This is a genomic window from Streptosporangium sp. NPDC006007 (assembly GCF_040614315.1).
GTDB lineage: Bacteria > Actinomycetota > Actinomycetes > Streptosporangiales > Streptosporangiaceae > Streptosporangium.
Window position 1 is genome coordinate 78,714 of sequence record NZ_JBEXUG010000018.1, and the last position, 23,595, is coordinate 102,308.

22 protein-coding genes are annotated in these 23,595 nt (G+C 70.0%); 5 read left to right on the forward strand and 17 right to left on the reverse strand.

Translation table 11 applies throughout. From position 1 onward, the window contains the following. Positions 1–29: 29 nt before the first annotated feature. The 11 genes from ABZ194_RS16470 to ABZ194_RS16520 all read right to left on the reverse strand — a co-directional run bounded on the left by ABZ194_RS16470 (position 30) and on the right by ABZ194_RS16520 (position 11,014). Complete coding sequence (locus ABZ194_RS16470; RefSeq protein ID WP_355596898.1) at positions 30–995, reverse strand: LysR family transcriptional regulator; 966 nt, start codon at positions 993–995, stop codon at positions 30–32. Between the two features lie 43 nt (positions 996–1,038). Then, positions 1,039–2,211 carry a glycine C-acetyltransferase gene (locus tag ABZ194_RS16475; protein ID WP_355597005.1) on the reverse strand — a complete coding sequence of 391 codons (1,173 nt, stop codon included), beginning with the start codon at positions 2,209–2,211 and terminating at the stop codon, positions 1,039–1,041. Then, positions 2,211–3,239: an L-threonine 3-dehydrogenase gene (gene tdh / locus ABZ194_RS16480; RefSeq protein WP_355596900.1), complete on the reverse strand. Its 1,029-nt coding sequence runs from the start codon at positions 3,237–3,239 to the stop codon at positions 2,211–2,213. The genes ABZ194_RS16475 and tdh overlap by 1 nt, the downstream gene beginning before the upstream one ends. A 270-nt stretch (positions 3,240–3,509) precedes the next feature. Continuing rightward, entirely contained in the window at positions 3,510–4,577 is a 1,068-nt protein-coding gene (locus ABZ194_RS16485) for an SPFH domain-containing protein (RefSeq protein ID WP_355596902.1), read from the reverse strand. 2 nt (positions 4,578–4,579) lie between these two features. Continuing rightward, on the reverse strand, positions 4,580–5,014 hold the full coding sequence (locus tag ABZ194_RS16490; RefSeq protein WP_355596905.1) for an NfeD family protein: 435 nt from the start codon (positions 5,012–5,014) through the stop codon (positions 4,580–4,582). Positions 5,015–5,110: 96 nt separating this feature from the next. Continuing rightward, the gene (locus ABZ194_RS16495) at positions 5,111–6,319 is read right to left on the reverse strand and encodes an Ig-like domain-containing protein (RefSeq protein WP_355596906.1); all 1,209 of its coding nucleotides are present in this window, start codon (positions 6,317–6,319) and stop codon (positions 5,111–5,113) included. A gap of 88 nt (positions 6,320–6,407) precedes the next feature. Then, positions 6,408–7,544, reverse strand: coding sequence for a fumarylacetoacetase (gene fahA / locus ABZ194_RS16500; protein WP_355597007.1), 1,137 nt, complete (start codon positions 7,542–7,544; stop codon positions 6,408–6,410). Continuing rightward, a complete protein-coding gene (locus ABZ194_RS16505) occupies positions 7,544–8,329 on the reverse strand; it encodes a hypothetical protein (RefSeq protein ID WP_355596908.1) in 786 nt (261 codons plus the stop codon). Before ABZ194_RS16505 ends, fahA begins: the two co-directional genes overlap by 1 nt. Further along, positions 8,326–9,495 (reverse strand): homogentisate 1,2-dioxygenase domain-containing protein, encoded by a 1,170-nt coding sequence (locus ABZ194_RS16510; protein ID WP_355596910.1) that lies wholly within the window; start codon positions 9,493–9,495, stop codon positions 8,326–8,328. The genes ABZ194_RS16505 and ABZ194_RS16510 overlap by 4 nt, the downstream gene beginning before the upstream one ends. 198 nt (positions 9,496–9,693) lie before the next feature. Beyond that, positions 9,694–10,323, reverse strand: coding sequence for a DUF4360 domain-containing protein (locus ABZ194_RS16515; RefSeq protein ID WP_355597009.1), 630 nt, complete (start codon positions 10,321–10,323; stop codon positions 9,694–9,696). Between the two features lie 49 nt (positions 10,324–10,372). Continuing rightward, positions 10,373–11,014, reverse strand: coding sequence for a DUF4360 domain-containing protein (locus ABZ194_RS16520; protein ID WP_355596912.1), 642 nt, complete (start codon positions 11,012–11,014; stop codon positions 10,373–10,375). A gap of 946 nt (positions 11,015–11,960) precedes the next feature. Here ABZ194_RS16520 and ABZ194_RS16525 point away from each other — a divergent pair. The 3 genes from ABZ194_RS16525 to ABZ194_RS16535 all read left to right on the forward strand — a co-directional run bounded on the left by ABZ194_RS16525 (position 11,961) and on the right by ABZ194_RS16535 (position 14,225). After that, on the forward strand, positions 11,961–12,761 hold the full coding sequence (locus ABZ194_RS16525; protein WP_355596914.1) for a phosphotransferase: 801 nt from the start codon (positions 11,961–11,963) through the stop codon (positions 12,759–12,761). Positions 12,762–13,087: 326 nt separating this feature from the next. After that, positions 13,088–13,915, forward strand: coding sequence for an ErmE/ErmH/ErmO/ErmR family 23S rRNA (adenine(2058)-N(6))-methyltransferase (gene erm, locus ABZ194_RS16530; protein ID WP_355596916.1), 828 nt, complete (start codon positions 13,088–13,090; stop codon positions 13,913–13,915). A 109-nt stretch (positions 13,916–14,024) separates the two neighbouring features. Further along, on the forward strand, positions 14,025–14,225 hold the full coding sequence (locus ABZ194_RS16535) for a hypothetical protein (RefSeq protein ID WP_355596918.1): 201 nt from the start codon (positions 14,025–14,027) through the stop codon (positions 14,223–14,225). 34 nt (positions 14,226–14,259) lie between these two features. On the opposite strand, the gene ABZ194_RS16540 is transcribed toward ABZ194_RS16535, so the two are convergent. Beyond that, positions 14,260–14,892 carry a helix-turn-helix domain-containing protein gene (locus tag ABZ194_RS16540; RefSeq protein WP_355596920.1) on the reverse strand — a complete coding sequence of 211 codons (633 nt, stop codon included), beginning with the start codon at positions 14,890–14,892 and terminating at the stop codon, positions 14,260–14,262. A gap of 397 nt (positions 14,893–15,289) precedes the next feature. Between ABZ194_RS16540 and ABZ194_RS16545 the strand changes: the two genes are divergently transcribed. After that, positions 15,290–16,681, forward strand: coding sequence for a hypothetical protein (locus ABZ194_RS16545; protein WP_355596922.1), 1,392 nt, complete (start codon positions 15,290–15,292; stop codon positions 16,679–16,681). A 222-nt stretch (positions 16,682–16,903) separates the two neighbouring features. Here ABZ194_RS16545 and ABZ194_RS16550 read toward each other — a convergent pair whose 3' ends face one another. The 5 genes from ABZ194_RS16550 to ABZ194_RS16570 form a co-directional block, all read right to left on the reverse strand. After that, positions 16,904–17,104, reverse strand: coding sequence for an EF-hand domain-containing protein (locus tag ABZ194_RS16550; protein ID WP_355596924.1), 201 nt, complete (start codon positions 17,102–17,104; stop codon positions 16,904–16,906). 271 nt (positions 17,105–17,375) lie between these two features. Beyond that, positions 17,376–19,646: a protein translocase subunit SecD gene (gene secD, locus ABZ194_RS16555; protein ID WP_355596926.1), complete on the reverse strand. Its 2,271-nt coding sequence runs from the start codon at positions 19,644–19,646 to the stop codon at positions 17,376–17,378. A gap of 171 nt (positions 19,647–19,817) precedes the next feature. Beyond that, the gene (locus ABZ194_RS16560) at positions 19,818–20,195 is read right to left on the reverse strand and encodes a hypothetical protein (protein ID WP_355596928.1); all 378 of its coding nucleotides are present in this window, start codon (positions 20,193–20,195) and stop codon (positions 19,818–19,820) included. Between the two features lie 436 nt (positions 20,196–20,631). Further along, positions 20,632–21,255: a TetR/AcrR family transcriptional regulator gene (locus tag ABZ194_RS16565; RefSeq protein WP_355596930.1), complete on the reverse strand. Its 624-nt coding sequence runs from the start codon at positions 21,253–21,255 to the stop codon at positions 20,632–20,634. 223 nt (positions 21,256–21,478) lie between these two features. Next, on the reverse strand, positions 21,479–21,835 hold the full coding sequence (locus ABZ194_RS16570) for a hypothetical protein (protein ID WP_355596932.1): 357 nt from the start codon (positions 21,833–21,835) through the stop codon (positions 21,479–21,481). A gap of 1,168 nt (positions 21,836–23,003) precedes the next feature. On the opposite strand from ABZ194_RS16570, the gene ABZ194_RS16575 reads away from it, so the two are divergent. Then, entirely contained in the window at positions 23,004–23,555 is a 552-nt protein-coding gene (locus ABZ194_RS16575; protein ID WP_355596934.1) for an ECF transporter S component, read from the forward strand. Positions 23,556–23,595 lie beyond the last annotated feature (40 nt).

Genomic DNA, 23,595 nt, shown 5'->3' on the forward strand with positions numbered 1-23,595 from the left:
GGTCTGATCTCGCCAAGCACCACACTTCGTCATGGGGACGGAGACCGGCGCAGGGATGTCGCGGTGTCCTGGAGGGTGTTCAGCAGGGGGATGAGCAGGGGGTGGTGTTCGGCGCCTCGCCGTACGGCGGCGAAGACCCGGCGGTTCGGGCCCGCCGCCACCGGGCGGATCACCACGCCGGACAGGTCCGTGTCGCGCAGGGCCAGCCGGGGCACCATCGCCACGCCCGCTCCGGCCGAGGCCAGCGCGACCACCGCGCTGAAGTCGTCCGAGGAGTGCGCGAACTCGGGGATGAAGCCCGCGTGCTCGCAGGCCAGCGCGATCACGTCGTGGCATGGGTTGCCCGGGTAGGGGCCGATCCAGGTCTCCCCGGCCAGATCGGCGACCGACAGCGTCTCGGCGTCGTGGTCCGGGAGCGGGGGCACGTCTTCGGTGCGGCCGGGAACAGTCGCCAGGCGGTGGGCGCGGGGCAGGACCAGGTCGAACGGTTCGGAGTAGAGGGGGATCCGGGACAGACGCCGGTCGTCCTCGGCGGGGGCGCCGCGATACTCGACCGCGACGGCGACGTCCACCGCGCCGTCCAGCACCATGGTGAGGCTCTGGTCACCCTCGGCGTCCAGGACGTGCACCCGGATGCCCGGTTCCTTGTCCCGGAGTGCCCCCACGGCCGGGGCCACGACGAGCCCGATCGCGGTGGCGAAGGAGGCCACCTTCACCTCGCCGGCCGTACCCGTCGTGTAGGCGGCGATGTCGGCTTCGGCCCGTTCGAGCTGGGCGAGCACCTCGTTGGTGTGGCCGAGCAGGATCCGGCCCACGGAGGTGAGCCGTACGCCTCGGCCGTCGCGTTCCAGCAGGCGGTGGCCCACCTCGTGCTCCAGGGCGACGAGCTGCTGGGAGACGGCGGAGGGGGTCAGGTGCAGGGCGGCGGCCGCGGCGGTGACCGTCCGGTGGTCGGCCAGCGCGCGCAGGGTCCTGAGCCGCCGCGTGTCTATCACCCTCTCATTGTCGCCGAGGCCGTCCGCCGACTTCCCGGCGAGGTCATCCGCGGGCCGTGACGAAGGCGTCCACCGCCCGATCCACGTCCTCGGTGGAGTGCGCCGCCGACAGCTGGACCCGGATGCGGGCCTTGCCGTGCGGGACGACCGGGTAGGAGAAGCCGATCACGTAGATCCCCTGTTCGAGCAGGCGCTCGGCCAATGCGGCGGCCTCGGTCGCGTCGCCGATCATCACCGGGACGATGGGGTGGTCGCCGGGCAGGATGTCGAATCCGGCCTCGGTCATCCGGGTGCGGAACCGCCCGGTGTTGGCGCGCAGCCGTTCCCGGGCCTCGCTGGAGCCGCTGATCAGGTCAAGGACGCGGAGTGAGGCGGCGGCGATCATCGGGGCGAGCGAGTTGGAGAACAGGTACGGGCGGGAACGCTGACGGAGCAGCTCGCAGATCTCCTTCCTCGCGGCGACGTAGCCGCCGCTGGCCCCGCCGAGCGCCTTGCCGAGCGTGCCGGTGACGATGTCCACCCGGTCCGTCACGCCGTGCAGTTCCGGGGTGCCCCGGCCTCCCTCGCCGACGAAGCCGACCGCGTGCGAGTCGTCCACCATGACCATGGCGTCGTGGCGTTCGGCGAGGTCGCAGATCTCGTCCAGCGGCGCGACGTAGCCGTCCATGGAGAACACCCCGTCGGTGACGATCAGTCTGCGCCGGGCGTCGGCCGCCTCCTTGAGCCTGGCCTCCAGCTCCGTCATGTCGCGGTTGGCGTAGCGCAGGCGGCGGGCCTTCGACAAGCGGATGCCGTCGATGATGCTCGCGTGGTTGAGCGCGTCGGAGATCACCGCGTCGCGTTCGTCGAGCAGCGTCTCGAACACCCCGCCGTTGGCGTCGAAGCACGAGCTGTACAGGACCGCGTCCTCCTGGCCGAGGAAGTCCGCCAGCCGTGCCTCCAGTTCCTTGTGCACCTCCTGGGTGCCGCAGATGAAACGCACCGAGGCCATGCCGAAGCCCCAGCGGTCCAGGGCCTCCTTGGCGGCGGCCACCACCTCAAGGTGGTCGGCGAGTCCCAGGTAGTTGTTGGCGCAGAAGTTCAGCACCTCGCCGCCTCCGGCGACGGCGATGCCGGCCCGCTGCGGGGTGGTGATGACCCGCTCGGGCTTGAGCAGCCCGGCGTCGGCGATCTCGTCGAGGGTGTCGCGCAGGTCGGCGCGGACGTTGTCGAACATCAGGAGGTCCAATCCAGGATGATCTTTCCGGTCTTGCCGCTCGCGGCGGTGTCGAACGCGGCGTCGAAGTCGCGGTAGGAGAAGCGGTCGGTGATGACGGGGGAGAGGTCCAGGCCCTTCTCCAGGAGCACTGACATGGCGTACCAGGTCTCGTACATCTCCCGGCCGTAGATGCCCTTGATGGTGATCATCGAGGTCACGACCGTCGCGAAGTCCACCGAGAACTGTTCGGACGGCAGCCCGAGCAGGGCGATCCTCCCGCCGTGCGTCAGGTTGGCGATCATGTCGCGGAGCGCCTGCGGGTTCCCGGACATCTCCAGGCCCACGTCGAAGCCCTCCCGCATGCCCAGCTCGCGCATGCCGTCCGCGATGGATCGCTCGGTGACGTTCAGCGCCAGGCTGACCCCGAGCTTGCCGGCCAGTGCCAGCCGCTCGGGGCTGACGTCGGTGATGACCACGTTGCGCGCCCCCACGTGCGTGGCCACCGCGGCGGCCATCAGCCCGATCGGCCCGGCGCCGGTGACCAGCACGTCCTCGCCGACCATCGGAAAGGTCAGCGCGGTGTGTACGGCGTTGCCGAACGGGTCGAAGATCGCCGCGATGTCGAGGTCCACCGGCACCCGGTGCACCCAGACGTTGGAGGCCGGAAGCGTCACGTACTCGGCGAAGGCGCCGTCGCGGTTCACCCCCAGCCCGACCGTGTCGCGGCACAGGTGCCGCCGCCCGGCCATGCAGTTACGGCACCTGCCGCAGACCAGGTGCCCCTCGCCGCTGACCAGGTCGCCCGGCGCGATGTCCCGCACGCCCGGCGCCGTCTCGACGACCTCGCCGCAGAACTCGTGCCCGATGATCAACGGCGTCCGCAGGGTCCGCCGGGCCCACGTGTCGAAACTCCGGATGTGCAGGTCCGTACCGCAGATGCCGGTGCGCAGCACCCTGATCAGCACCTCTCCCGGCCCGGTGACCGGCCTCGGTACGTCGGTCAGCCACAGACCGGGTTCCGCCCTCTCCTTGACCAGCGCTTTCATCACAGATCCCCCTTGGCTTCCGACTTTACGCACTGTGCCGGGTCGGCTCGGGGGGTGTCCATCGCGGTTTCCTTAACCCGGCCCACAGCGTTGCTTCACGCTTGTTCCCGGACACCACTCCCGCGGGTGCCGGTCACCACCCGGTCACCATCCGGTCACCACCCGGACGTCGCCCGGTCACCACCCGGACGTCGCCCGGACGTCGCGGAGGCGCCGGCCGTCCCCGTCCGCTCTCGCGGAACTGGCGGGGACGGAGGGGCCGGGAGGAGGTCAGGAGGAGTGGTGGCGGCTCTTCTGCAGGTCGGCGAGGGGGTCGGCGGTGGCGGACGCGGCGCCGAGCTGACGGGGGCCGATGTCGGCCTCGGCGGCCTCCGCGACCGCCTCGGCCGCCGCCCTCTCCGCCTGGGCCGTCTCCCTGGCCGCGGCCTCGCTGATCGCCGGGGCCTCGCGGGTCGCGGGGGACTGCGGCAGAGACTCGGTGAACGCCCTGGACACGCCCTGGAGGGCGGAGGTCACCTCGCTGGGGATCACCCAGAACGTGTTGCCCTGTCCCTTGGCGAGCTCGGGGAGGACCTGGAGATACTGGTAGGCCAGCAGCTTGGGGTCGGGGTCGTTGCGGTGCACGGCCTGGAAGACCTCGTCGATGGCCTGGGACTGGCCCTGAGCCTTGAGGATCGCGGCGCTCCGGTCACCCTCGGCCCGCAGGATCGCGCTCTGCTTGTCACCTTCGGCGGTGAGGATCTGGGACTGCCGCTGACCCTCGGCGTTGAGGATCGCCGCGCGCTTGTCGCGTTCGGCGCGCATCTGCTTCTCCATCGCCTCCTTGATGCTCTTGGGCGGGTCGATCGCCTTGATCTCCACCCGGTTCACCCGGATGCCCCACTTGCCGGTCGCCTCGTCCAGCACGCCCCGGAGCTGGCTGTTGATCGTGTCACGGGAGGTGAGCGTCATCTCCAGGTCCAGTGAGCCGACCACGTTCCGCAGGGTGGTGACCGTGAGCTGCTCGACGGCCTGGATGTAGTTGGCGATCTCGTAGGCCGCCGCGCGGGGGTCGGTGACCTGGAAGTACAGGACGGTGTCGATCTCGACGACCAGGTTGTCCTCGGTGATCACCGGCTGCGGCCGGAAGGAGACCACCTGCTCGCGGAGGTCGATCATCGGATACACCCGGTCGATGTACGGGATCACGAAGTTGAGACCTGGTTTGAGCGTGCTGTGGTAGCGGCCGAGCCGTTCCACGTTGCGGGCGCGGGCCTGGGGAACGATACGCACCGAACGGATCACCGTGAACACGGCGAACAACATGACGAGCAGCCCGGCTATCAGCAATGCGTCCATGGTTACTCCCGGGGATACACGAGGGCGGTGGCACCCTCGATCTCAATGACGTCGACGACCGCCCCCGCTGGGATCACCAGCGTCTCGTCGTACGCCCTGGCCGACCACTCCTCCCCGCCGATTCGCACCCGGCCGTCCCTGCCGGTCACCTCGCGCAGGACGTAGGCGTGCTTGCCGACGAGGGCCTGGACTCCGAACCGCCGATCCGACGACGGGGGCATGAGGTGACGTTTGGCGATCGGCCGTACCACGACCACCCCGGCCGCCAGGGAGGCGATGAACACCACGAGCTGGAGCGGGAGCGGCAGGCCGAGGCCGGCGGCGATGGATGCGAACAGGGCGGCGCCGCCGAGCAGGCCGAGGGCCGTGGTCAGGGTGAAGATCTCGGCGACACCCAGCACCACCGCGAGAATCAACCAGATGACCCAATAATCCATGCCCCGGCCCTCCTACATAGTTGAACGGCTCGGATGTCCCGGAGGTTCCCTTCCCCTACCGTATGCCGTCTTCCGGGGGAGCGGCAGGGCCGCCCGTCACGGTGATCGCGGGGGCTGGGGGGTAGGGGAGACCCAGGGGCGCGGCGGCTGGGCGGCCGGCAGCGCGCTCCCCCCGCGCCACTCGCTCCAGGGGAGCTGCCAGTACCCCCAGCCGTTGTTCCACTCCAGTTCCCGGTCGGTGCCGCGAATGACGACGGGGTCGCCGCGCAGGGAGGTGGCGAAGAACCAGGCGGCCTGGTCGGGGCGGGCGTTGACGCAACCGTGGCTGACGTTCTGGCTACCTTGAGCCCAGACGTTGTTCAGCGCGTGGACGTACTCGCCGCTGTTGGAGATCCGGACCGCGTGGTCGATCATCAGGTCGTAGTAGCCGGGTTCGCCCTTCTTACGGCCGGGGGAGACCATGCGGACCGGGTTGCCCTTGTCCATGGTCAGGTGGACGCCGCTGGTGGTGGTGTACTCCCTGGTGGTGCCCATGCCCGCGCTGATCGCCATCTGCTGGACCAGCCTGTCGTCCCGCCTGACCCGCATCCGGTGGAGGCGGGTGTCGATGAGGCTGACCTGTTCGCGGCCGACCGCGAAGGGCGTCTCGTGGTCGGATGTGCCGTAGGTGTCTTTGGCGGCGCGGACACCGGACAGGTGCGCGGTGAACGAGACCCGCTGCCGGGCCGGCCAGTTGCGGCGGGGGCGGTAGACCACCTCGCTGTCGCCCGTCCAGTGCCACGAGCCCTCGACCGGTTTGGTGGAGCGCACCTCCAGCGCCCGCTCGACGGCCGCCCTGTCCACCACGGGTGTGTCGAACCCGACGATGATCGGCATGCCGACGCCGACGGTCTCCCCCGGAAAGGGGGTGACGGACCGGATGCCGAAGGTCCGGGCGGGGACGAGTGTGCGGAACCTGCCGGAGGTGGTCACCGGGACGCCGCCGAGCCCCGAGACGGTGACGTTGACCACGTACTCCCGGCCGGGGGTGAGCGCCCAGTCCGAGCGCCAGGTGGACCGGGCGCCGTCGAAGTGGCCCGGCACCGGGGCGCCCCCCGCGTAGGCGGTCACCCCGGTCAGCGTGCCCGTGCCGGCCCGGACGGTCAGGCCCCGGCCGGTCTCGGCCCCCGTCGTGCCCGGCGCGGGGACGATCTCCACGCCGGGCGCCGTCCCCGGTGGAGCGCCGCTCCCGGCCACGACCGACGAGCAGGCCGTGACCGGGAGCAGGAGGAGAACGATCGGGAGACATCCCGCGGCGCGCCGCATTGGTTCCTGCCTTTGAAGTTCGCGAGTACTCGGGCGCCCCAGGGTAGCGAGAGGTGATCAATGAAGCACGCCGAGTAACAACACGGACCTACTGGGCGGATCTAATGGTTCCCGACACCTCGCCCAGAGTGATCACGGCCCCGCCGGGGCCGGGAGCGGACGCGGTGATCGTGACGGTGTCGCCGTCCTCCAGGAAGGCCCTGGCCGAACCGTCGGGCAGTTTGAGGGGCTCGGTGCCGTTCCAGGTCAGCTCGATCAGCGACCCCCGCTCCCCCGGCCGCGCGCCGGAGACCGTGCCGCTGGCGTACAGGTCCCCGGTGCGCAGGCTCGCGCCGTTGACGGTCAGGTGGGCGAGCATCTGCTCCGGCGTCCAGTACATCCCCCCATACGGCGGGCGGGAGACGACCTCGCCGTTCAGCGACACCTCCAGCGTCAGATCGAGCCCCCACGGCTCCTGACGCCGCAGGTAGTCCAGCGGCTCGGGATCCTGCTCCCTGCCCGGGACCCGGGCCTGTGACAGCGCCGCGAGCGGGGTGATCCACGGGGATATCGAGGTGGCGAAGGACTTGCCGAGGAACGGCCCCAGCGGAACGTACTCCCACGCCTGGATGTCCCGGGCGCTCCAGTCGTTGACCAGCGTCACGCCGAACACGTGGTCGGCGAACCGGCCGGCCCGCGTCCCCAGGGCGGTCGGCGTGCCGACGACGAACCCCAGCTCCGCCTCGATGTCCAGCTTGGCCGACGGCCCGAAGACCCCGGCGCCGCGCTGCCCGGACGGCCGCGTGATCGGGGTGCCGGAGACCACCACGGTCCCGGCCCGGCCGTGGTAGCCGACCGGCAGATGCCGCCAGTTCGGCTTCAACGGCTCCTCGTCCGGCCGGAACATCCGGCCCAGGTTGGAGGCGTGCTCCAGCGAGCAGTAGAAGTCGACGTAGTCGGCCACCTCGATCGGCAGATGCAGGGTGACCCGCTCCAGCGGGATCAGGTGCGGCTCGACGGCGCCCCGGTCGGTGCTCAGCTTGTTCTGGATCACCGCCCGGGTGTCCCGCCAGGCCGTCGCGCCCCTGGCCATGAAGGCGTTGAGCGAGCCGGTGGCGAACACCTCGTCGTGCAGGGCCCCGGCGAGGTCGACGACGTGCTCGCCGTACCGCACGCCGACGCGAGGGGTCTCGCCCTCCTGCCGTGAGAAGACCCCGTAGGGCAGGTTCTCCAGACCCCAGGCCATCACGCGCTCTCCTCCGTGCCGGTGACGCCGGCCGCGCCGGCGTGCTGTTCTGTGATCAGGCCGAGGGCCAGCAGATCGTCTATCGGGGTTCTGGTGCTGCACGAGCCGTACGACACCAGCAGTTCCCTGGCCCGTCCCGCGGTCCCGTCCGGTACGGCACGGGCCAGCCGGACCAGCTCGCCCACGTCCGTCGTGCTCAGCACGGGCACCGGGTCCCGGCCCTCCACGGCGGCGCAGACCGCGAGGACGAGGTTGAGGAAGCCGTGCCGGTCCACGCCCAGCACCGGGTCGAAGTGGCGGACCGCGTTGTGCAGCCCGGCCGTGGCCTTGAAGGGGAGTCCGCGCTCGACGCAGTGGGCGATGAAGGCGCCCAGGTCGTGGGCGGAGGGGAAGGCCGCCGCTGACGTCCCGCCGCACCTGATCTTGAGCCCGACCCCGGGGGGCGGGTCCACGGGCGGCCGGTCGGCGACGACCTCGACGAACTGGCGGGCCGCGAGATCGCCGAGGGCGACGGCCCGCCCGCCCGGCACCTCGACCAGCTCGACGTCGAGATCTCCGACCGGCGGGAGGTCCGGGGTGTCGAGGATCAGCCCGAGCCGGATGGGCAGGCCGTCCAGGTGGGCGCGGAGCTCGGGCAGCCGCCCGGCCGCGCACAGGAGGCGGTGGGTGAGCACCGGGCTGCCCCCGGCCAGATCGGCCCGGTGCCGCTTGAGGGCCTCGGCCATCGGCAGCGCGGTCGGGGGGAACAGCCCGGCGTCGTCGACGAGGGCGTGGAAGAGCCTCATCGCGCCCAGGTCCAGGCGTACGAGGGGTCTTCGGCCGACAGTCCGGCGGGGCCCAGGTCGAGGGGGCGGAAGGTGTCGACCATCACGGCCAGCTCGCTCGTGGTGGTGTGCCCCTGCCGTACCGCCTCGATGACGGCCTCGACCGCGCCGGGCTGCGGGCCGTGCGTGAACCCGGCCGGGTGCAGCGAGATGGAGCCGACGTCGATGCCCGAGCCCTTGCGCGCGGTGTAGTCCCCGCCCGCGTAGAACATGAGCTCGTCGGAGTCGACGTTGTGGTGGTTGTAGGGGATCGGGACGGCGTCCGGGTGGAAGTCGAGTGGCCGGGGGCAGAACGAGCAGATCACGAAGTTCGGCCCCTCGAAGGTCTGGTGCACCGGTGGCGGGGCGTGGGTGCGCTTCACGACGGGTTCGAAGTCGTTGATGTTGAACGCGTACGGATACAGGCAGCCGTCCCAGCCGACCACGTCGAAGGGGTGGTTGCGGTAGACCAGCCGGGTCAGCCCGCCGCGCGTGCGGACCAGCACCGGCACCTCCTCGCCCTCGGCGATCAGCGGCTCCCGCGGGGTACGCAGGTCCCGCTCGGAGTAGGGGGCGTGCTCCAGGAACTGGCCGTGGGAGGACAGGTAGCGCCTGGGCGGGCGGATGTGCCCGGAGGCCTCGACGGTGAAGGCCGTGACGCGGCCCCGGGGGACCCAGCGGTGAACGGTTCCGGTCGGGATGACGACGTAGTCGCCCTCGCCCGCCTCGATCGCGCCGTAGGTCGACTCGAACCCGACCCGGCCGGAGGCGATGTAGACGCACTCGTCGCCCATGGAGTTGCGGTAGAGCTCGCTGGGCGTCTCGCTCGCGGCGTACGACATGCGGACGTCGGAGTTGCCCGCCAGCAGCCCGCGCCCGGTGACCAGGTCGCCGCCGGCCGGCAGGTCCTGGGTGCGGAAGTGCCGGGGCGACAGCGGCAGGTTCGGGGTGAGCGCCGTCGCCGCGGGGGGCTCGACCGCCTCGGCCTTGATGATCGCGGTGGGGAGGTACCGGTGGTAGAGCAGGGAGGAGTCACTGGAGAACCCCTCCTCACCCATCAGCTCCTCGGCGTACAGCCCACCGTCGGGCCGCCGGAACTGCACGTGTCGCTTGCGCGGTATCTCACCCACGACGCGGTAGTACGGCATCCGCTTCTCCCAATTTCGTCCGCTTATCGGACATATGCGTCCTCTATACGAACAACCATCCGCCACCCGTGGGACGATGTCAAACATGAACGTCGTCGCCGGAACGGGTGACGACGGCAAGCCGCCGCCCGATCCGAATCCGGATCGGGCGGCGGGCACTCACTGAGTCACCGGTACGGTGTCAGGGTTTCCATGGATTCAGGGGCACTGCTTCCAGGAGAAGTGGTACGTGGTCGCGATGCTGCCGTCCGTCGAGTCCATCGCCATGAAGCTGGTGGTCTTCGTCGTGTCCGAGGTGCCCGCGTTCACGCGCAGTTCCGTGTTGATGTTGAAGCTGCGCATCTCACCGCAGGGCAGGTAGACCAGCTGCGCCACGTCGATCGTGTCGGTGTTCTGCCAGTTGTTCTCGAACAGACCCTGGAGCTTGTGGGTGGTCGATGTGGTCTGGGAGTGCCCCTGGAAGTAGTAGTTGGCCCTCTCCTCGCCGGTCGCGCCCGGCTCCAGGTGCGCGAAGCCGCGGTAGTCGACCTGAGCGACCGCGTAGGTGAACCCCTGGGGAACGTGCACGAGCAGGTTGAGCTGGCAGTTCTTCCGGAAGTCGGTCGGCTTGGCGCCGACTCCGACCTGCGCCAGGAAGTCGCTGTAGGTGACCGTGAAGGCCATATTGTCGGGTGAAACGGCCACCGCGGCCGTCCCAGGCCGGCAGCCTGAGCCGTTGACCGTTGCGACATCGATGATGATTTTGTCTGGCGGAGGGACGGCGGGCCAGGCATTCGCCGGGGTGGTGGCCGTGGCGATGAATGCCACGACCGCCGCGGCGACAGCCATGAGTTTGCGCACGAAGAATCCCTTCTATTGTCAGTCGACGATTACTGAATCAGAGGCAGCGTTTCCAGCTGAACTGATAGACGGTGTGCACGCTCCCGCGCGTGGAGTCCATCGTCATGAAGCTGGTCGTCTTCTCCGGGTTCGAGGTGCCGACATTGACTCTTAGTTCGGTGTTGATATTGAGGCCGCGATCCTCGCCGCAGGGCTTGTATACCAACGCCTCCACGTCAGCCGTGTCGGTGTTCTGCCAGCCGCCCTCGAACGGGCCGTTGAGCACATGGCTGACCGGGACCGTCTGAGAGCTGCCTTGGAAGTAGTAGTTCGCCTCCTGGAGGCCGGACGCCCCTTCCTCCAGGTGCGCGAAGCCGTGGTATTCGGCCTGAGCGATCGCGTAGGTGTATCCCTGAGGAACATGCACCCGCAAATTGATTTGGCAGTTCTTCCGGAAGTCGGTCGGCTTGGCGCCGACTCCGGCCTGTGCCAGGAAGTCGCTGTAGGTGACCGTGAAGGCCGTGTTGTCGGACCTTTCTGTCACGACCGCCGATCCACGGGGGCAGCCCGAGCCGTTAACCGTCACGACCTCCACCTTGACCTTGTTGGTCGGAGGCATCGAGTCCGCGGTATTCGCAGGCGAGCTGATCGGGGCGAGGAGTGCCATGGCTGCGCCGCCGATCGCCATCATTTTGAGCATGCAGAATCCCTCCTAAGGCCATGTTGATACACCGATGGTTCAGCTACCCGCTCTGCAGGGGAACTGCAGTGGATTAAAGGGGTGGCGCTGTGGTCGGCGGGATGCTCGATCAGCGATTGATCGCCGGAGTGGTATCTCCGGTGTACGCATGTTATGAACGACCTCTGACGCTGTCAATGGCTTGTTTTGTCAAAACCCCTGTTTCGCATGATCTTGCTCAGGGTAGCTGATTCTGACTATCTGTAGCCATTTGGGTCAGGGTTTTAGTATTTCTTCATAAAACAGCCGTATATGGATCCGGAGTAACCGGATTCCGCCGGCGGGACCCCGTGTCAAGATGGATCGCTCCGTGTGTCCCCCGTCATCACGAACCCGGGCCGGCCGGCCTTTTTCATCCTGTTTCGAGGATCCGGGGGACGAGAATTGCTCTGACGGGTTGTCCTGCGCCATGAGGGAGGAAACATAGTTTATGCAGGATGCGTCAGGCCCTCGATTACGTATTGGCACGTTCTCCGCGAGCGCGGAGCCGAGGAGGACCAAGAGGACTCCCCGCTCCTTTCGGGGGCCGGCGAAGTGGATCCGCCGGCCACGATCGCCTCCCCGCCGGGGCCGCGTTGGAGCCTGGGGGGCGCCGGAAAAGGTGTTGCGCGGCCGGACTCCGCGGTGGCAGCGTCTCCACGACGTTTCCAGCCCGCCATCGGGAGGTTGATCATGGCGATCATGGTTCTTGGCAAGGCCTCGTCTCGCACCTCGATCCAGGAGTTCGTCGCACTCTGACGCACGCGATCCGGCGACTCGGACCGGATCCGTCCGGTCGGCGATGAGCCGCTCGCTGACGCGCTCCTCACATTGAGGTGATCTTTCATGACCGCGGGGAGAGCCCCGCGATCTTGCCTGCGTGGTGCCCATGTCCGTGGTGTCACCACTTCGATCACGAGGAGCACAGGTGTCTTCGCAATCCTCCTTCGAGCCCCTTCGCGGGGCCGAGGGCAATCCCACCCCGGTGCTCCGGCACCGCGACACGGTGCTGCGTCCGGCGGCCCCGTGGACCGAGACCGTGCACGCCCTGCTGCGGCACCTGGAGGACGTCGGCTTCACCGGAAGCCCGCGTCTTGCCGGTGACGGCTACGACGACCAGGGGCGTGACGCCGTCACCTACATCGACGGCGAGTTCACCCACCCGCACGCCTGGACCGATGAGGGGGTCTGGCGGGTCGGCGGGCTGCTGCGCGAGCTCCACGACGCCACCGCGAGCTTCCGGCCGCCACCGGACGCGGTCTGGCAGCCGTGGCCGTTCCACAGCGCGTCCCCTGAGGCGATCATCAGCCACAGGGACGCGGGCCCCTGGCACATCGTGGCGCGCGACGGCCGGCCGGTCGCCTTCATCGACTGGACGAGCGCCGGTCCGACCGACCGTCTGGACGAGATCGCCGGCGTCGCCTGGTGGAACGCGCAGCTGCACGACGACGACATCGCGGCCCGGCGCAACCTGCCGGAGGCGACGGCGCGCGCGGCACAGCTGCGCCACTTCCTCGACGGCTACGGGCTCTCCGCGGCCGACCGGGAGGGGTTCGTCAACCGGATGATCGAGTACGCCGTCCGTGACTGCGCGTCCGTGGCGATCGACGCGCGGATCACGCCCGAGTCCGGCGACCCCGCGCCGCTCTGGGCGCTGGCCTGGCAGGCGCGTTCGGCGGCATGGATGCTACGCCACCGGTCCCTGCTGCAGGGCGCCGTCACGGCGTAATCCAGGGTGGCCGCCGCCTGTGTGACAGCGGGCGGCGGCCATCCGCTCGATCCGGCGGGAAACCCCGATCTCGTACCGGCACGCACCGGTCTTGTACCGGCACGCACCGGTACGAGACCGGAACGCACCGGCCGAAAACCGTTTGTGTGCGCGGCGTGCCGCTCCGTAACGTGAATCCCATGTCGTTCACATGTCGCGCACCGCAGTTTTTCATCCGTCTGCGCCGCAGCCCGGCTCCGGGCCGGTAGGGAGGGGATCCCGCCCTTTCCCACGCGTGCCCCGGGCCTTCCGAGACCACTTCATCTCGGACCCGAAAGGGCAACACTGTGGCGCAGTCCTTCGCTCACGGAAACTACTCACACACCCAGAGGAAAGCCCGTACCGGCGGCGGAAGAACCGACCGTGACCGGGCCAGGCGCACCCTGTCGCAGAACTTCATGGTCGATCCGGACGCGATCGCCCGACTCGTCGAGGCCGTCGGCCCGCACGATCTGATCCTGGAGCCCGGCGCGGGGGAGGGCGTCCTGACCCGGGCGCTCGCCGAGACCTGCGGCCGGGTCGTCGGCTATGAGGTCGATCCGCGGCTGGCCGGCAGGCTGGCGGCCGGCACCCGGCACGACGCCCGCGTCCGCGTCGTCAGGGGAGACTTCCTGTCCGCCCGCGCACCGCGCGAGCCGTTCGCGGTCGCCGGGAACATCCCCTACGCGATCACCTCGAAGATCGTTGACTGGTGCCTGCGGGCGCCGGGACTCACCTCGGCCACCCTGACCACCCAACTGGAGTACGCCCGCAAACGCACCGGCGACTTCGGCCGGTGGAGCATGCTGACCGTGCGGACCTGGCCCTGGTACGGCTGGGAGCTGCTGGGCCGCCTCGACCGTGAGGTGTTCCGGCCCGTTCCCTCGGCCGACTCGGCCATCCTGCGGATCGAACGCCGCTCTCAGGCGCCCGATCTGCCGGGTTATCCGGCCTTCGTCGACTACGGGTTCACCGGCCTGGGCGGCTCCCTGCACGCGACCATGCGGCTGCGCTACCCGGCCGACCGGGTCGACGCGGCCTTCACCGCCGCCGAGGTCGCCCCCGGCACCGTTGTGGCGCACGTCCACCCCGACCGGTGGGCGGTCCTCTACGACCGTCTCCACCACACCCGGTGACGGTCGGCCGGGGACCGCGTCGCGCGGTCCCCGGTCCCCGTCGTCCGCCGCCGCGCACCGGATTGGCCACACACCGTTTTGGTATCACTACTTAGGGCAATGTCTCTCTATGGCGATAGCTGGGGTGATTGTGGCGCGGCTGGTCCAGGCGGCCCCGGAGTTGAAGATCGACTGGACGAAGATGCCCACCTACAACACGATCATGGCGGTCGCGGCGGGGGTGGGCCTCCTCCTGGCGGGCCTCGCGTTCACCCTGTTCGGCGCGCTGAACTACTTCACCCACATCGGTCTGATCGTCAACACCATGTAGGCGGGGCCCGCCGCCGGTGTCCGGTCAGGCCGGGTCAGGTCAGGGAGCGGGCCAGTTCGGCCGCGGCGGCGGACACCCGGGGACCCACCGTTTCGGGGTCAAGGGGGGTGAAGGCGACCACCCCCACCGACGCCTCAAGCCAGGGCAGATCGGTGATCGGCGCGGCCACGCCCCGCGCCCCCTCCTGAAGCTGCCCCTCGGTGACCACGTAGCCCGTACGGCCCTGCCGCAGGGCGAGGACGGCGAGCCCGGCGGCTCCTCGGGTGAGGGGGTGACGGGAGCCCTCCCGATAGGCGACGTGCATGTCCGTCCAGGAGGGTTCGACCACCGCCACCGCCAGCCCGTCGTCCCCCTCGGCCACCGTGAGGTGCGCGGTCGCGCCGACCTCCTCGGCGAGTCTGCGCAGGGTGGGAAGGGCGCCCTCGCGGAGCAGCGGCTGGACGGCGCGGGCCAGGACCAGCACGCCGAAACCGAGGTGGACACGGCCGTCGCCGTCCCGGCGGACGAAACCCTCGCTCTGCAGGGTGGTGAGCAGGCGGTAGACCGCCGGACGGCTCAGCCCGAGTTCGGCCGCGAGTTCGGTCGGGGTGCGACCGCGGTGGCCGTCGGCGAGCAGGCGGAGCAGGCGCAGGCCGCGTTCCAGGGTCTGCGAGGACTCGGCCGGCATTCAGGGCACCCGCTGGGCTGGAGACATGTCCCCGATTATCCGTGGTGCGTACGGCGGGGCGTGGAGAGGCCCGCTCCCGGCGGTATGGCCCGCGTCGTGGTGGACCGGAGCCTGGTGGACTCGCGTCGGGGCGGCCCCGGATCAGGGGAGTCGGGCCGTCCGGGAGATGGGGGCGTTCGAGAGGACCGGGGCGCCGGGGGAGCCGGCCGGGCGCCTGGAGGTTCGGACGGATGGGACGCCTCATTTTTATGTGTTATGGCCTACTGGTATGGCCTATCCCAGCTGAATGTGGCATGGCGGAAGTTTGACGACTTTTTGACCGGGGCTGTTGGGGGGATGATGATCCATATAAAGTGCAATACGATCGTTTTGACCGGCTTTACCGGGGAGTTCAGACATGGGATTCAACGTACGGCGGACTCTCACCGTCGGTGCCATGCTCGCGGTCATCGGCGCGGTGACCCCCGCGGCCGTCGCCTCCTCGCAGAACTCGCAGGACGACCCTCGTAGTTGCAACGATCTGATGGGGGCCGACGCCCCGGCCTTCATCGTGTGCAGGTGGATGACCAAACCCGGCGAAGCGTACGACGTGGTGAAGTTCTGGGCGGAGAACGACGCGGCCAAGCTCAAGAGCGCCACCCCGACGGACGGCAAGTTCATCGACTGCTCGGCGCCGGGAAGCTCCTGCCCGGCGCTGGAGGGTGACGGCACCGTCGGCGACGAGAACACCCCGCTCCCCGAGGGCGCGGAGGACGGCGGGGCGCCCGAGTGCGAGTCCGGCCAGGAGTGCTCCGTCGCCGGCTACGAGGAGGGCGGCGACGGCACGCAGAGCGCGCCCGAGCCGGGCAGCCCGGCCGACCCCGCCACCTCCACCGGAAAGACGGGCACACAGACCGGCGCCCCGGCCACGCAGGCCGCCACCGCCCAGATCCCGGCTCCGACCGCGCAGGAGATCGCCGCGGCCGCCCAGAGCCCCGCCGGTCAGGCGATCACCGCCGCGAAGACCAACGGGCTCAGGGTCTGGATCGACACCGAGCTGGCCGACGACTGGAAGGCCGGAGCCGCCGGCTTCGCCTCGGCCGTCAAACGGATCGGCGCGCTGGCCGCGCGGCCCGAGGTGGCCGGTATCCGGTTCAGCTCGCAGCTGGGCTACAACGCCACGTTCAAGACCGGCGGCGAGGTCGACGCCTTCGTCACGGCCGCGTCGGCCGCGCTGCGCCAGGTGGCCCCCGGCAAGCGGCTGGGCGTGCACACCGTCGTTCCCGAGCTCGCCTGCGGCGCGGACGACACCTGCGAGAGCGAGACGCGTAAGCGGTACCCGCTGCTCGCCCCCGAAAGGATCGAGTCGCACCTGGTCTCGGGCCGTGTCGACCAGGTCTCCCTGGACAGCGGCCTGCTGCACGGCGGCTACGACACCTGGAAGATCAACGCCGAGCAGGCGCGGCGCAACCAGTGGATCCAGGTCCGCGCCCGCGCCTGGGACGTCCTGGCACAGGTCACCGCCGAGGAGACGGGCCTGGTCGGCCAGGTCACCGGCGAGCAGATCGCGGCCCGGGTCTCCAAGCCGGTCTTGGACGGATCCGCCCAGCAGGTCAACGTCTGGACCCGGGTCCAGGACGCCAAGGGGACGGTGAACCGGCTGACCGCCTGGGACGAGCTGAAGAAGCTCACCCCGATCCAGCGCCGGGTGGCCGCCGTCTACGATCCGGCCACCCCCGAGACGGACGTCGCCGCCGACCTCAAGAAGCTCTCGGAGGTCTTCGGCCAGGTCTATCTCACCGCCCGCTGAGCCCGTGACCGGTGGAGACCCGAGGTTCACGGGTCTCGCCGATCACACCCCGTCGAGGCCGGACGCCGGGAACCGCCCCCACCCCTCTCGGCCTCGAACGCGGGCCCGGCCCTGGCCTTGTCGCGGATGAGGCGAAGCGCCGGCAGCCGCTTGTTCCCGGCTCACAGGCGGTGTGCCGGGCCCCGGCGGGAGGGAGGTCCGTTGTCGGGGTCCGCCCGGCGTCTATCCGAGGTAACCGGCGAACTCCTCCAGGGAGATGAGGCCGTCACCGTCCGTGTCGATTCCGATGATGGCCGCGGCGGCCGCCTCCGGGGTGATCGGCTGGCCGAGCACCTCCATGAGGCGCGTCATCTCGGTGGCCGAGATCAGGCCGTCGCCGTCGACATCTATGATCTTGAAAGTCGTCGCGTAGTCGTCCGCCACGGGTGCATCCGCCTTCCGGCAGCAGGGAAATCAGACCTCAGCACACTAGCGGGAGATGCCCCGCCGAGGGAAAACCCCTGCCGGGCCCGCGGTCTTCCGAGAGGCCCCGGTCCGGCCCGCGGTCTTCCGAGAGGCTCTGGCCGGACCCGTGGCCTTCTGAAGGCCCCGGGCCCGGCCCGCGGCCTTCAGCCCGGCCCGCGGCTTTCGGGGAGAGCCCAGCGCCAGACCTCGCCGAGGTCTGGCGCGGAGCTCTCCGTGACCTCCTCCGAGGTCAGAGCACGGCGCCCGACCCCGCGCGGGCCCTGGTGGTGGACCCACTCCGGCCCTGCGGCGGCGGCGCCGAGTTGCGCTTCTCGAAAATGATCGCCAGCGGTGCCGCGACCACCGTCGAGGACAGGGTGCCGACGATGATGCCGATCAGCAGCGCCACCGCGAAGTCGGTCAGCGAGTCACCGCCGAGTACGGCCAGCGCCGCGAGGATGAACAGCGCGCCCAGGCCCGTGTTCACCGTACGGGGCACGGTCTGCAGGACCGCGGTGTTGGCCACCTCGGCGAACGGTGTCTTGCGCCGCAGCCCCCACAGCTCGCGGACGCGGTCGAAGACCACGACCTTGTCGTTGACCGAGTAGCCGATCACGGTGAGCATCGAGGCCAGGAAGATCCCGTCCACCGGCTTGTTCAGCCACGCGAACGCGCCGACGACGATCGCCGCGTCGGCGACCAGGGCTATCACCGTCGCCAGGCCGAACGTCCAGCGGAACCGGAAGGCCAGATAGGCGAGCTGCGCGGCGAGCGCGACGCCCAGCGCGATCAGCGCGTTGCGCCGCAGTTCGTCCCCGAGGCTCGGGCCGATCAGCTCGTCGCGCTCCTTGGTGACCTTCGCCCCCTCGCTCTCCAGCGCCGCCTCGATCTTCGCCGCGTCGGCCGAGCCGATCTGGCCGGTCCGTACGGAGATGTCCTCGCCCGACGACTGCACGACCGCGTTCGGGAACCCCGCCTCGCTGACCAGTTCACGGGCCGCGTCGGCGGTGATCGGCACGCTCGTCGAGTACTCCATCAGCCTGCCGCCGGTGAACTCCACCCCGAAGTTGAGCCCCCGGACCGCCACTCCGGCCAGGGCGGCGGCGACCACCGCGCCCGTGGCCGCCAGATAGACCGTCCGCCACCTCATCAGGTTGGGGTTGTGCGAGGTCAGCCACTTGCGGACCCGTCCGATGTCCGCCAGGCCGGTGATCCGGGGCCGCTTGGCCACCGCGGGCACGGTTACCGCCCACTGGGCCAGGACCCGGGTGATGACCATGGCGGTGATCAGCGAGGCGATCACTCCGATGCTCAGCGTGACGCCGAAGCCCCGCACCGGCCCCGAGGCCAGGAAGAACAGCAGTCCGGCCGCGAGCAGCGTGGTGATGTTGGAGTCGGCCACCGCGCTCCAGGCGTTGCGGAAGCCCTGTTCCAGCGCGGGCCTGAGCTTCGGCCCGACGCTGTACTCCTCCCTGGCGCGCTCGAAGACCAGTACGTTGGCGTCCACCGCCATGCCGATGGCGAGCACGAAGCCCGCCAGGCCCGGCAGGGTGAGCGTGGCGCCGAGCGCCACCAGCGCCGCGTACGAGATGAGCCCGTAGCAGACCAGGGCCACGACGGCGAGCCATCCCACCAGCCGGTAGATCACCACGATGAACAGCGCGGTGAGCGCCACGCCGATGACGGCCGCCTGCGCGCTGGCCGCGATCGCGGCGGCGCCGAGCGTCGGGCCGACGGTCCGCTGCTCGACGATCTCCACGGGCACGGGCAGCGAGCCGCCCTTGATCAGCGCGGCCAGGTCCTGCGCCTCCTCGACGCTGAAAGAGCCGGTGATCTGGGTGGAGCCGCCGGTGAGCCCCACCCCGCAGCCCACGTCCTCGTTCACCTGCGGTGAGACGATGACCTTGGAGTCGAGCACGATGGCGACCCGCCGTCCCGGGTCGCCCACCGGCTGGCAGGCGGCCTCGCCGGTCAGCTTCGCCCACGCCTGGCGGCCGTCCTTGCGGAAGTCCACCGTGATGAACCAGCCGCCGCCCTGCTGGGGGTCGGTCCCCGCCTCGGCGTCGCCGACACCGTCCCCGGTGAGCCGGGCCGGGCCGATGAGCAGCTTCATGCCGTCCTCGTCGGAGACGATCTGCTGGCCCTTGCCGGCCTTGGTCGTCTCGTCGGCCACGGCCACGACGGGGTGGAAGGTGAGCTGCGCGGTCTTGCCGATGACCTCGGCGGCCTTGGTCGGATCCTGCACGCCGGGCAGTTCCACGATGATGCGCCGCTCGCCGGAGCGGGCCAGCGGGGCGTCCGCCACGCCCAGGGCGTCGGCCCGGCGGCGCAGCACCTCAAGGGTGCGGTCGGTGGCCTCGGCGTCGGCCTTGAGGGTGGGGGAGTCCTTGGTCTCCAGCACGATCTGGGTGCCGCCGCGCAGGTCGAGGCCGAGGCGCGGGGACATGGTCAACGCGACGAAAAGTGAGATGGCGATGACGGCCAATGCCGCCACCGCGCGCACCACAGGGGCACGCGACATGGAAGCCTCCACAGGCTTGGGAAAGTGTTCGGGTACGGCGGTGCACCTGAAGCCCGGGCACGGTGAGGCACCTGCGGTTCGGGCGTGGTGAAGCGCCCGGACCGTTCTCGCGCGCGGCGAGGTATCCGGAGCGTGGGTACGGCGAAGCGCCCGGAACGGCTCCGGGGTGCCTCAGACGCCTGTGGAGGGCGGAGCCCGGCCCGGCCTGACCAGCAGGGCCGACAGCGGACGTGGACTGCCGCCGCCGGCGGCCCTGGAGTCGAGACCGGCGGCGAGCGACGGATGCCGGGCGTCCGGCGGAGGGGCCCCGACCGGATGGCAGCCACCGGCTCCGGCCGCGACCCCGGTGAGGGGCGCGGTGAAGTCGTGCTGCCGTCCGCCGGGGGCGGCCTGGCGGGACAGGGGCTGGTGCTGCGCGGTGACCGCGGTGACGGTCGAGTGCCGCAGCAGGGCGGTGACGGTGTCGCCGCTCGGACCTCCGGGAACGAGCAGCGGGAGCAGGAGCGCGAGCAGCCAGCCAACGGGCGCGCCGCGCCTCAGCTGTCGCATGGTCTCCTCCCGGGTGTCCGTACCCACGGTAGCCGCTCGGAGATGGGCATGGCCGCAGGTCACCGCTGGTTATGGGGGCGTGTCCCGTGATAGATCCCTATAGGGTGCCAGGTCGGGGAGTGTGATCCCCCGTGACCGACCCACATCGGGCGCACGCGCATATGCCCGCGCCGCGCTCCTGCGGTCCCGCGTGACCGGCCCACATCACCGGCCTGTGATGGAAAACACCTCCCCGAGACCCTGAGACGTGCCGGTCCTTCTCCGGCGAACGCCGTCCCTCCGGGTGAACACGGCCCCTCCGGACGAACGCCTTCCGGAGAAAGGCTGCCGGACGGACACCCTCCGGACGAACGCTCTCCGAAGAACCCCTTCCAGACGAACGCCTGCCGGACGGACACCCTCCGGAGCACACCCTCCGGCGGACACCCGCCGACGGTCACCGTCCCTCCGGCGGGCACCCGTCGGAGGGGTCCGGCCAGACGAGCATGGCGAGGGTGGCGATCCGCTCCAGTTGCTCGCGGGGTGCGCGATCGCGGGCCTGGACGGACATGCCCTGCAGGGTGCCCGCGTAGAACGCGGCGAGGGCGTCGATGTCGGTGTCCTCGGGGAGCAGGCCCGCCGTGACGTCTCTGGCGATGCGGGCGCCGATCCCGGCCTTGGCCGCCTCCCTGAGCTCGCGCATCGCCTCCCCCACCTCCGCCGACTCGGGCCCGCAGTTGACCGCCGAGCTGATGATCAGGCAGCCCGGGGGGTGCGCCGGGTTGGTGTACTCGGCGGCGGCGTCGCGGAGCAGGCGGCCGATCGCCCTTCTGCCGGTCGGCTCCTCGGCCATCGCCCGTGCCAGGAAGGTGCCGTAGGTCTTCTGGTATCGCTGGATCACCGCGTCGAACAGCCGGCGCTTGTCGCCGAAGGCGGCGTAGAGGCTGGGCGGACGGATCCCCATCGCGGCGGTGAGGGAGGCGATCGACGTCGCCTCGTACCCGTATCGCCAGAACTCCAGGAGCGCGCTCTCAAGCGCGGTGTCCCGATCGAAGCTGCGCCGTCTGCTCACCCGGAGCATTCTATAGCGATCGCTAAAGAAACTCGGCGGGGCCGTATTTTAGTGATCGATACAGAATGAGGGGGGCGGGGGACCCCGATCTCCCGCACTTTCCCCGATGATCCCGGACTTCGCCGGATTTCACCATGCCCGGCACCTCCGCGTTCGGCACCTCCGCGTTCGGCACCTCCGCGTTCGGCGCCTCCGCGTTCGGCGCCTCCGTTCACTTCGGTCCGCCGCGGGATCACGGCCGGTGGGGGCGGGCGTGGCGAGGGTCTCGCTTGGTCCTGAGCCTCTCCAGTTGTTCGATGAGATCCTCGCGGACCTCGGTCAGCGCGGTGGCCAACTCCGGTGCCGTCGAGTTGGCCACCAGCGGTTCCGCGCGGGCGATCCAGCACTCCAAGGTCACCTTCTGCTCGGCCCGGCCGCGATTCTTGACGCTCAGCCGCAACTCCGCCGAGCCGGGAGGATAGGAGCGGAGCCGTTTGCCGAGGGGGGCGAGCCGTTCGACGGCCTTGGACCGCTCGTCCTCGGCGAAGCCGGTGCCGATCATGAGTCGCTCGTCGAGGAGCTCCAGCCCCTCGTCGTCCGCGTCCGCCATCGCCCGCCTCTTCTCTACGGTAAGTAGTGACTGCGATCCATTCTGTGACATCGGGGTGCGCCGGACGTCGCCGGGGTCCGGCCTGCTGTGCCGTACGGCCGAGTATGGGTTTTCGTCAAATGCGCATAGGCTGTCCTTTATCTCTTTTATAGACATGCCAGAACTTAGGGAGAAGCTCGCCGTGTACAAGGAATTCGCCGTCGAGGCCGTGGTGTGGCTGATCCCCGTCGTCGTCCTGCTCGGCCTGGCCTTCATGATCACCTCGACCTGACCCGCCCGGTCGAAGTCCCGCCGGGGGCGCGCCTGTGACTCCGGCGGACCCGTGCCCCGGGATCGGCCTCGCCGCTCACCGGCCGGCATCGGGACGGTGGAGGGCGGAAGGTGGAAGGTCGCCCGCCGTCGCCCGCGTGCGTCCGGGGCGGTCCGATGACGGCCGCGAAGCCCTGTCCCGGAGGGCTCGGGATCACTGCCCGCTCGCGGCGATCCGGGACCTTGCCTCCGAGGGGCCGTTCGAGCTCGTTCCGCCCTCCGGTGCGGGGGCCGGCCAGGGGGCGTGCCCTGTGACGGGTGTCGCCGAACCCGTGCCGCGCTCGATCCGGGAACGCCGGCCTTGATGCCGGATGTCTTCCGATAGGAAAACGTCGGCGAGACAATCCCGCGGAGCGACATATTGCTCCGATGTCTGTGAATCCGTGAAGTGTGGTTTCCGGGCCCGCCGGTTCCTCGCCTCCTCAATTCGTCCCCCGGCTCCTCTCCCTTTCTCTCCTGCCTTCTTCCTGGCCCGTGCTCCGGCGCCGGAACCCCGGCCGGGCGGGGAAGGCGGATGTGCCCGGGAAAGCCGCCCGGGCGGGGGCCGATGTCATCGGGCATCTCGCCCGGACCCGGGGGGCCATGTGGGCGGAACCGATCTTCGAGGCGATCAGATGTGGTCATTGATGGTTTTTATGACTGCAAGAGCATTGTCAGCGGGCCCGCTCTCGTTTTTAATCGAATCCTGCAATAGACCGGACGGAAGACGCGAAAGGCTGACATAAGCGGCTGCGGGCCGCTATTTACGCAATTCTTCGGCTAGCCGGCCTGTTGGCGGCCGGTAAGCGTCTGGCCGCCGGGTCGGTCGCGCGCCCCGAACAGCGCATGCCTCATCCCCTGCCGGTAAGGAACCCCCCTCATGAGCATCGACTCCTTACCCCTCCGCCGTTCACCGTGGACGGTCGGCTCCCGGGCGGTCATCGGCGCGGCCCTCTACGCCGTGCTCGGCCTGTTCAGCCTCATCATTCCCGGCACCCAGAGCATCGCCATCCGGCCCGCGTTCGCGCTGGTGCCGCTCTTCGGCAAGCGGTTCGGTGTCGTCGCGGGCTTCTCCGCCGGCCTCGCCGGCAACGTCGTCATCGATCTGATCCAGGGCTCCGGCCTGCTCTGGTGGAACTGGAGCGTCGCGAACGGCCTGGTCGGCGCCATCGCCGCGCTGATCTTCGCGGCGTTCCCGCAGATCTCCAACGAGGCGCTCCGGCACATCGTGACGGCCTTCGGGGCGCTCGCCGCGGCCGGGCTCGGCCTGCTCTTCGTGTTCACCGACGTCTGGCTCCAGGAGGGCGTCGACTCCGGCACCGCCTTGGTGAACTATCTGGTGGTGCTGCTGACGGACGGCATCGGGATCGTCGTCCTGGTCCCGGCGCTGGACATCGCCTGGGATCTTCTCTCCCAGCAGGCGGGCTCGTAGTCCGATGGACGTCACGCCACGTCGTCCAAGGGTGGGATCC

Bases quoted from the DNA above. Each gene is read 5' to 3' on its own strand.
- secD (WP_355596926.1), bottom strand. From the start codon at position 19,646: ATGTCGCGTGCCCCTGTGGTGCGCGCGGTGGCGGCATTGGCCGTCATC.
- ABZ194_RS16540 (WP_355596920.1), bottom strand. From the start codon at position 14,892: ATGCCGGCCGAGTCCTCGCAGACCCTGGAACGCGGCCTGCGCCTGCTC.
- tdh (WP_355596900.1), bottom strand. From the start codon at position 3,239: ATGAAAGCGCTGGTCAAGGAGAGGGCGGAACCCGGTCTGTGGCTGACC.
- ABZ194_RS16535 (WP_355596918.1), top strand. From the start codon at position 14,025: ATGGCGATAGCTGGGGTGATTGTGGCGCGGCTGGTCCAGGCGGCCCCG.
- ABZ194_RS16475 (WP_355597005.1), bottom strand. From the start codon at position 2,211: ATGTTCGACAACGTCCGCGCCGACCTGCGCGACACCCTCGACGAGATC.
- ABZ194_RS16515 (WP_355597009.1), bottom strand. From the start codon at position 10,323: ATGGCTGTCGCCGCGGCGGTCGTGGCATTCATCGCCACGGCCACCACC.
- ABZ194_RS16495 (WP_355596906.1), bottom strand. From the start codon at position 6,319: ATGCGGCGCGCCGCGGGATGTCTCCCGATCGTTCTCCTCCTGCTCCCG.
- ABZ194_RS16510 (WP_355596910.1), bottom strand. From the start codon at position 9,495: ATGCCGTACTACCGCGTCGTGGGTGAGATACCGCGCAAGCGACACGTG.
- ABZ194_RS16485 (WP_355596902.1), bottom strand. From the start codon at position 4,577: ATGGACGCATTGCTGATAGCCGGGCTGCTCGTCATGTTGTTCGCCGTG.
- ABZ194_RS16545 (WP_355596922.1), top strand. From the start codon at position 15,290: ATGGGATTCAACGTACGGCGGACTCTCACCGTCGGTGCCATGCTCGCG.
- ABZ194_RS16505 (WP_355596908.1), bottom strand. From the start codon at position 8,329: ATGAGGCTCTTCCACGCCCTCGTCGACGACGCCGGGCTGTTCCCCCCG.
- ABZ194_RS16570 (WP_355596932.1), bottom strand. From the start codon at position 21,835: ATGGCGGACGCGGACGACGAGGGGCTGGAGCTCCTCGACGAGCGACTC.
- fahA (WP_355597007.1), bottom strand. From the start codon at position 7,544: ATGGCCTGGGGTCTGGAGAACCTGCCCTACGGGGTCTTCTCACGGCAG.
- ABZ194_RS16575 (WP_355596934.1), top strand. From the start codon at position 23,004: ATGAGCATCGACTCCTTACCCCTCCGCCGTTCACCGTGGACGGTCGGC.
- ABZ194_RS16560 (WP_355596928.1), bottom strand. From the start codon at position 20,195: ATGCGACAGCTGAGGCGCGGCGCGCCCGTTGGCTGGCTGCTCGCGCTC.
- ABZ194_RS16520 (WP_355596912.1), bottom strand. From the start codon at position 11,014: ATGCTCAAAATGATGGCGATCGGCGGCGCAGCCATGGCACTCCTCGCC.
- ABZ194_RS16565 (WP_355596930.1), bottom strand. From the start codon at position 21,255: ATGCTCCGGGTGAGCAGACGGCGCAGCTTCGATCGGGACACCGCGCTT.
- ABZ194_RS16490 (WP_355596905.1), bottom strand. From the start codon at position 5,014: ATGGATTATTGGGTCATCTGGTTGATTCTCGCGGTGGTGCTGGGTGTC.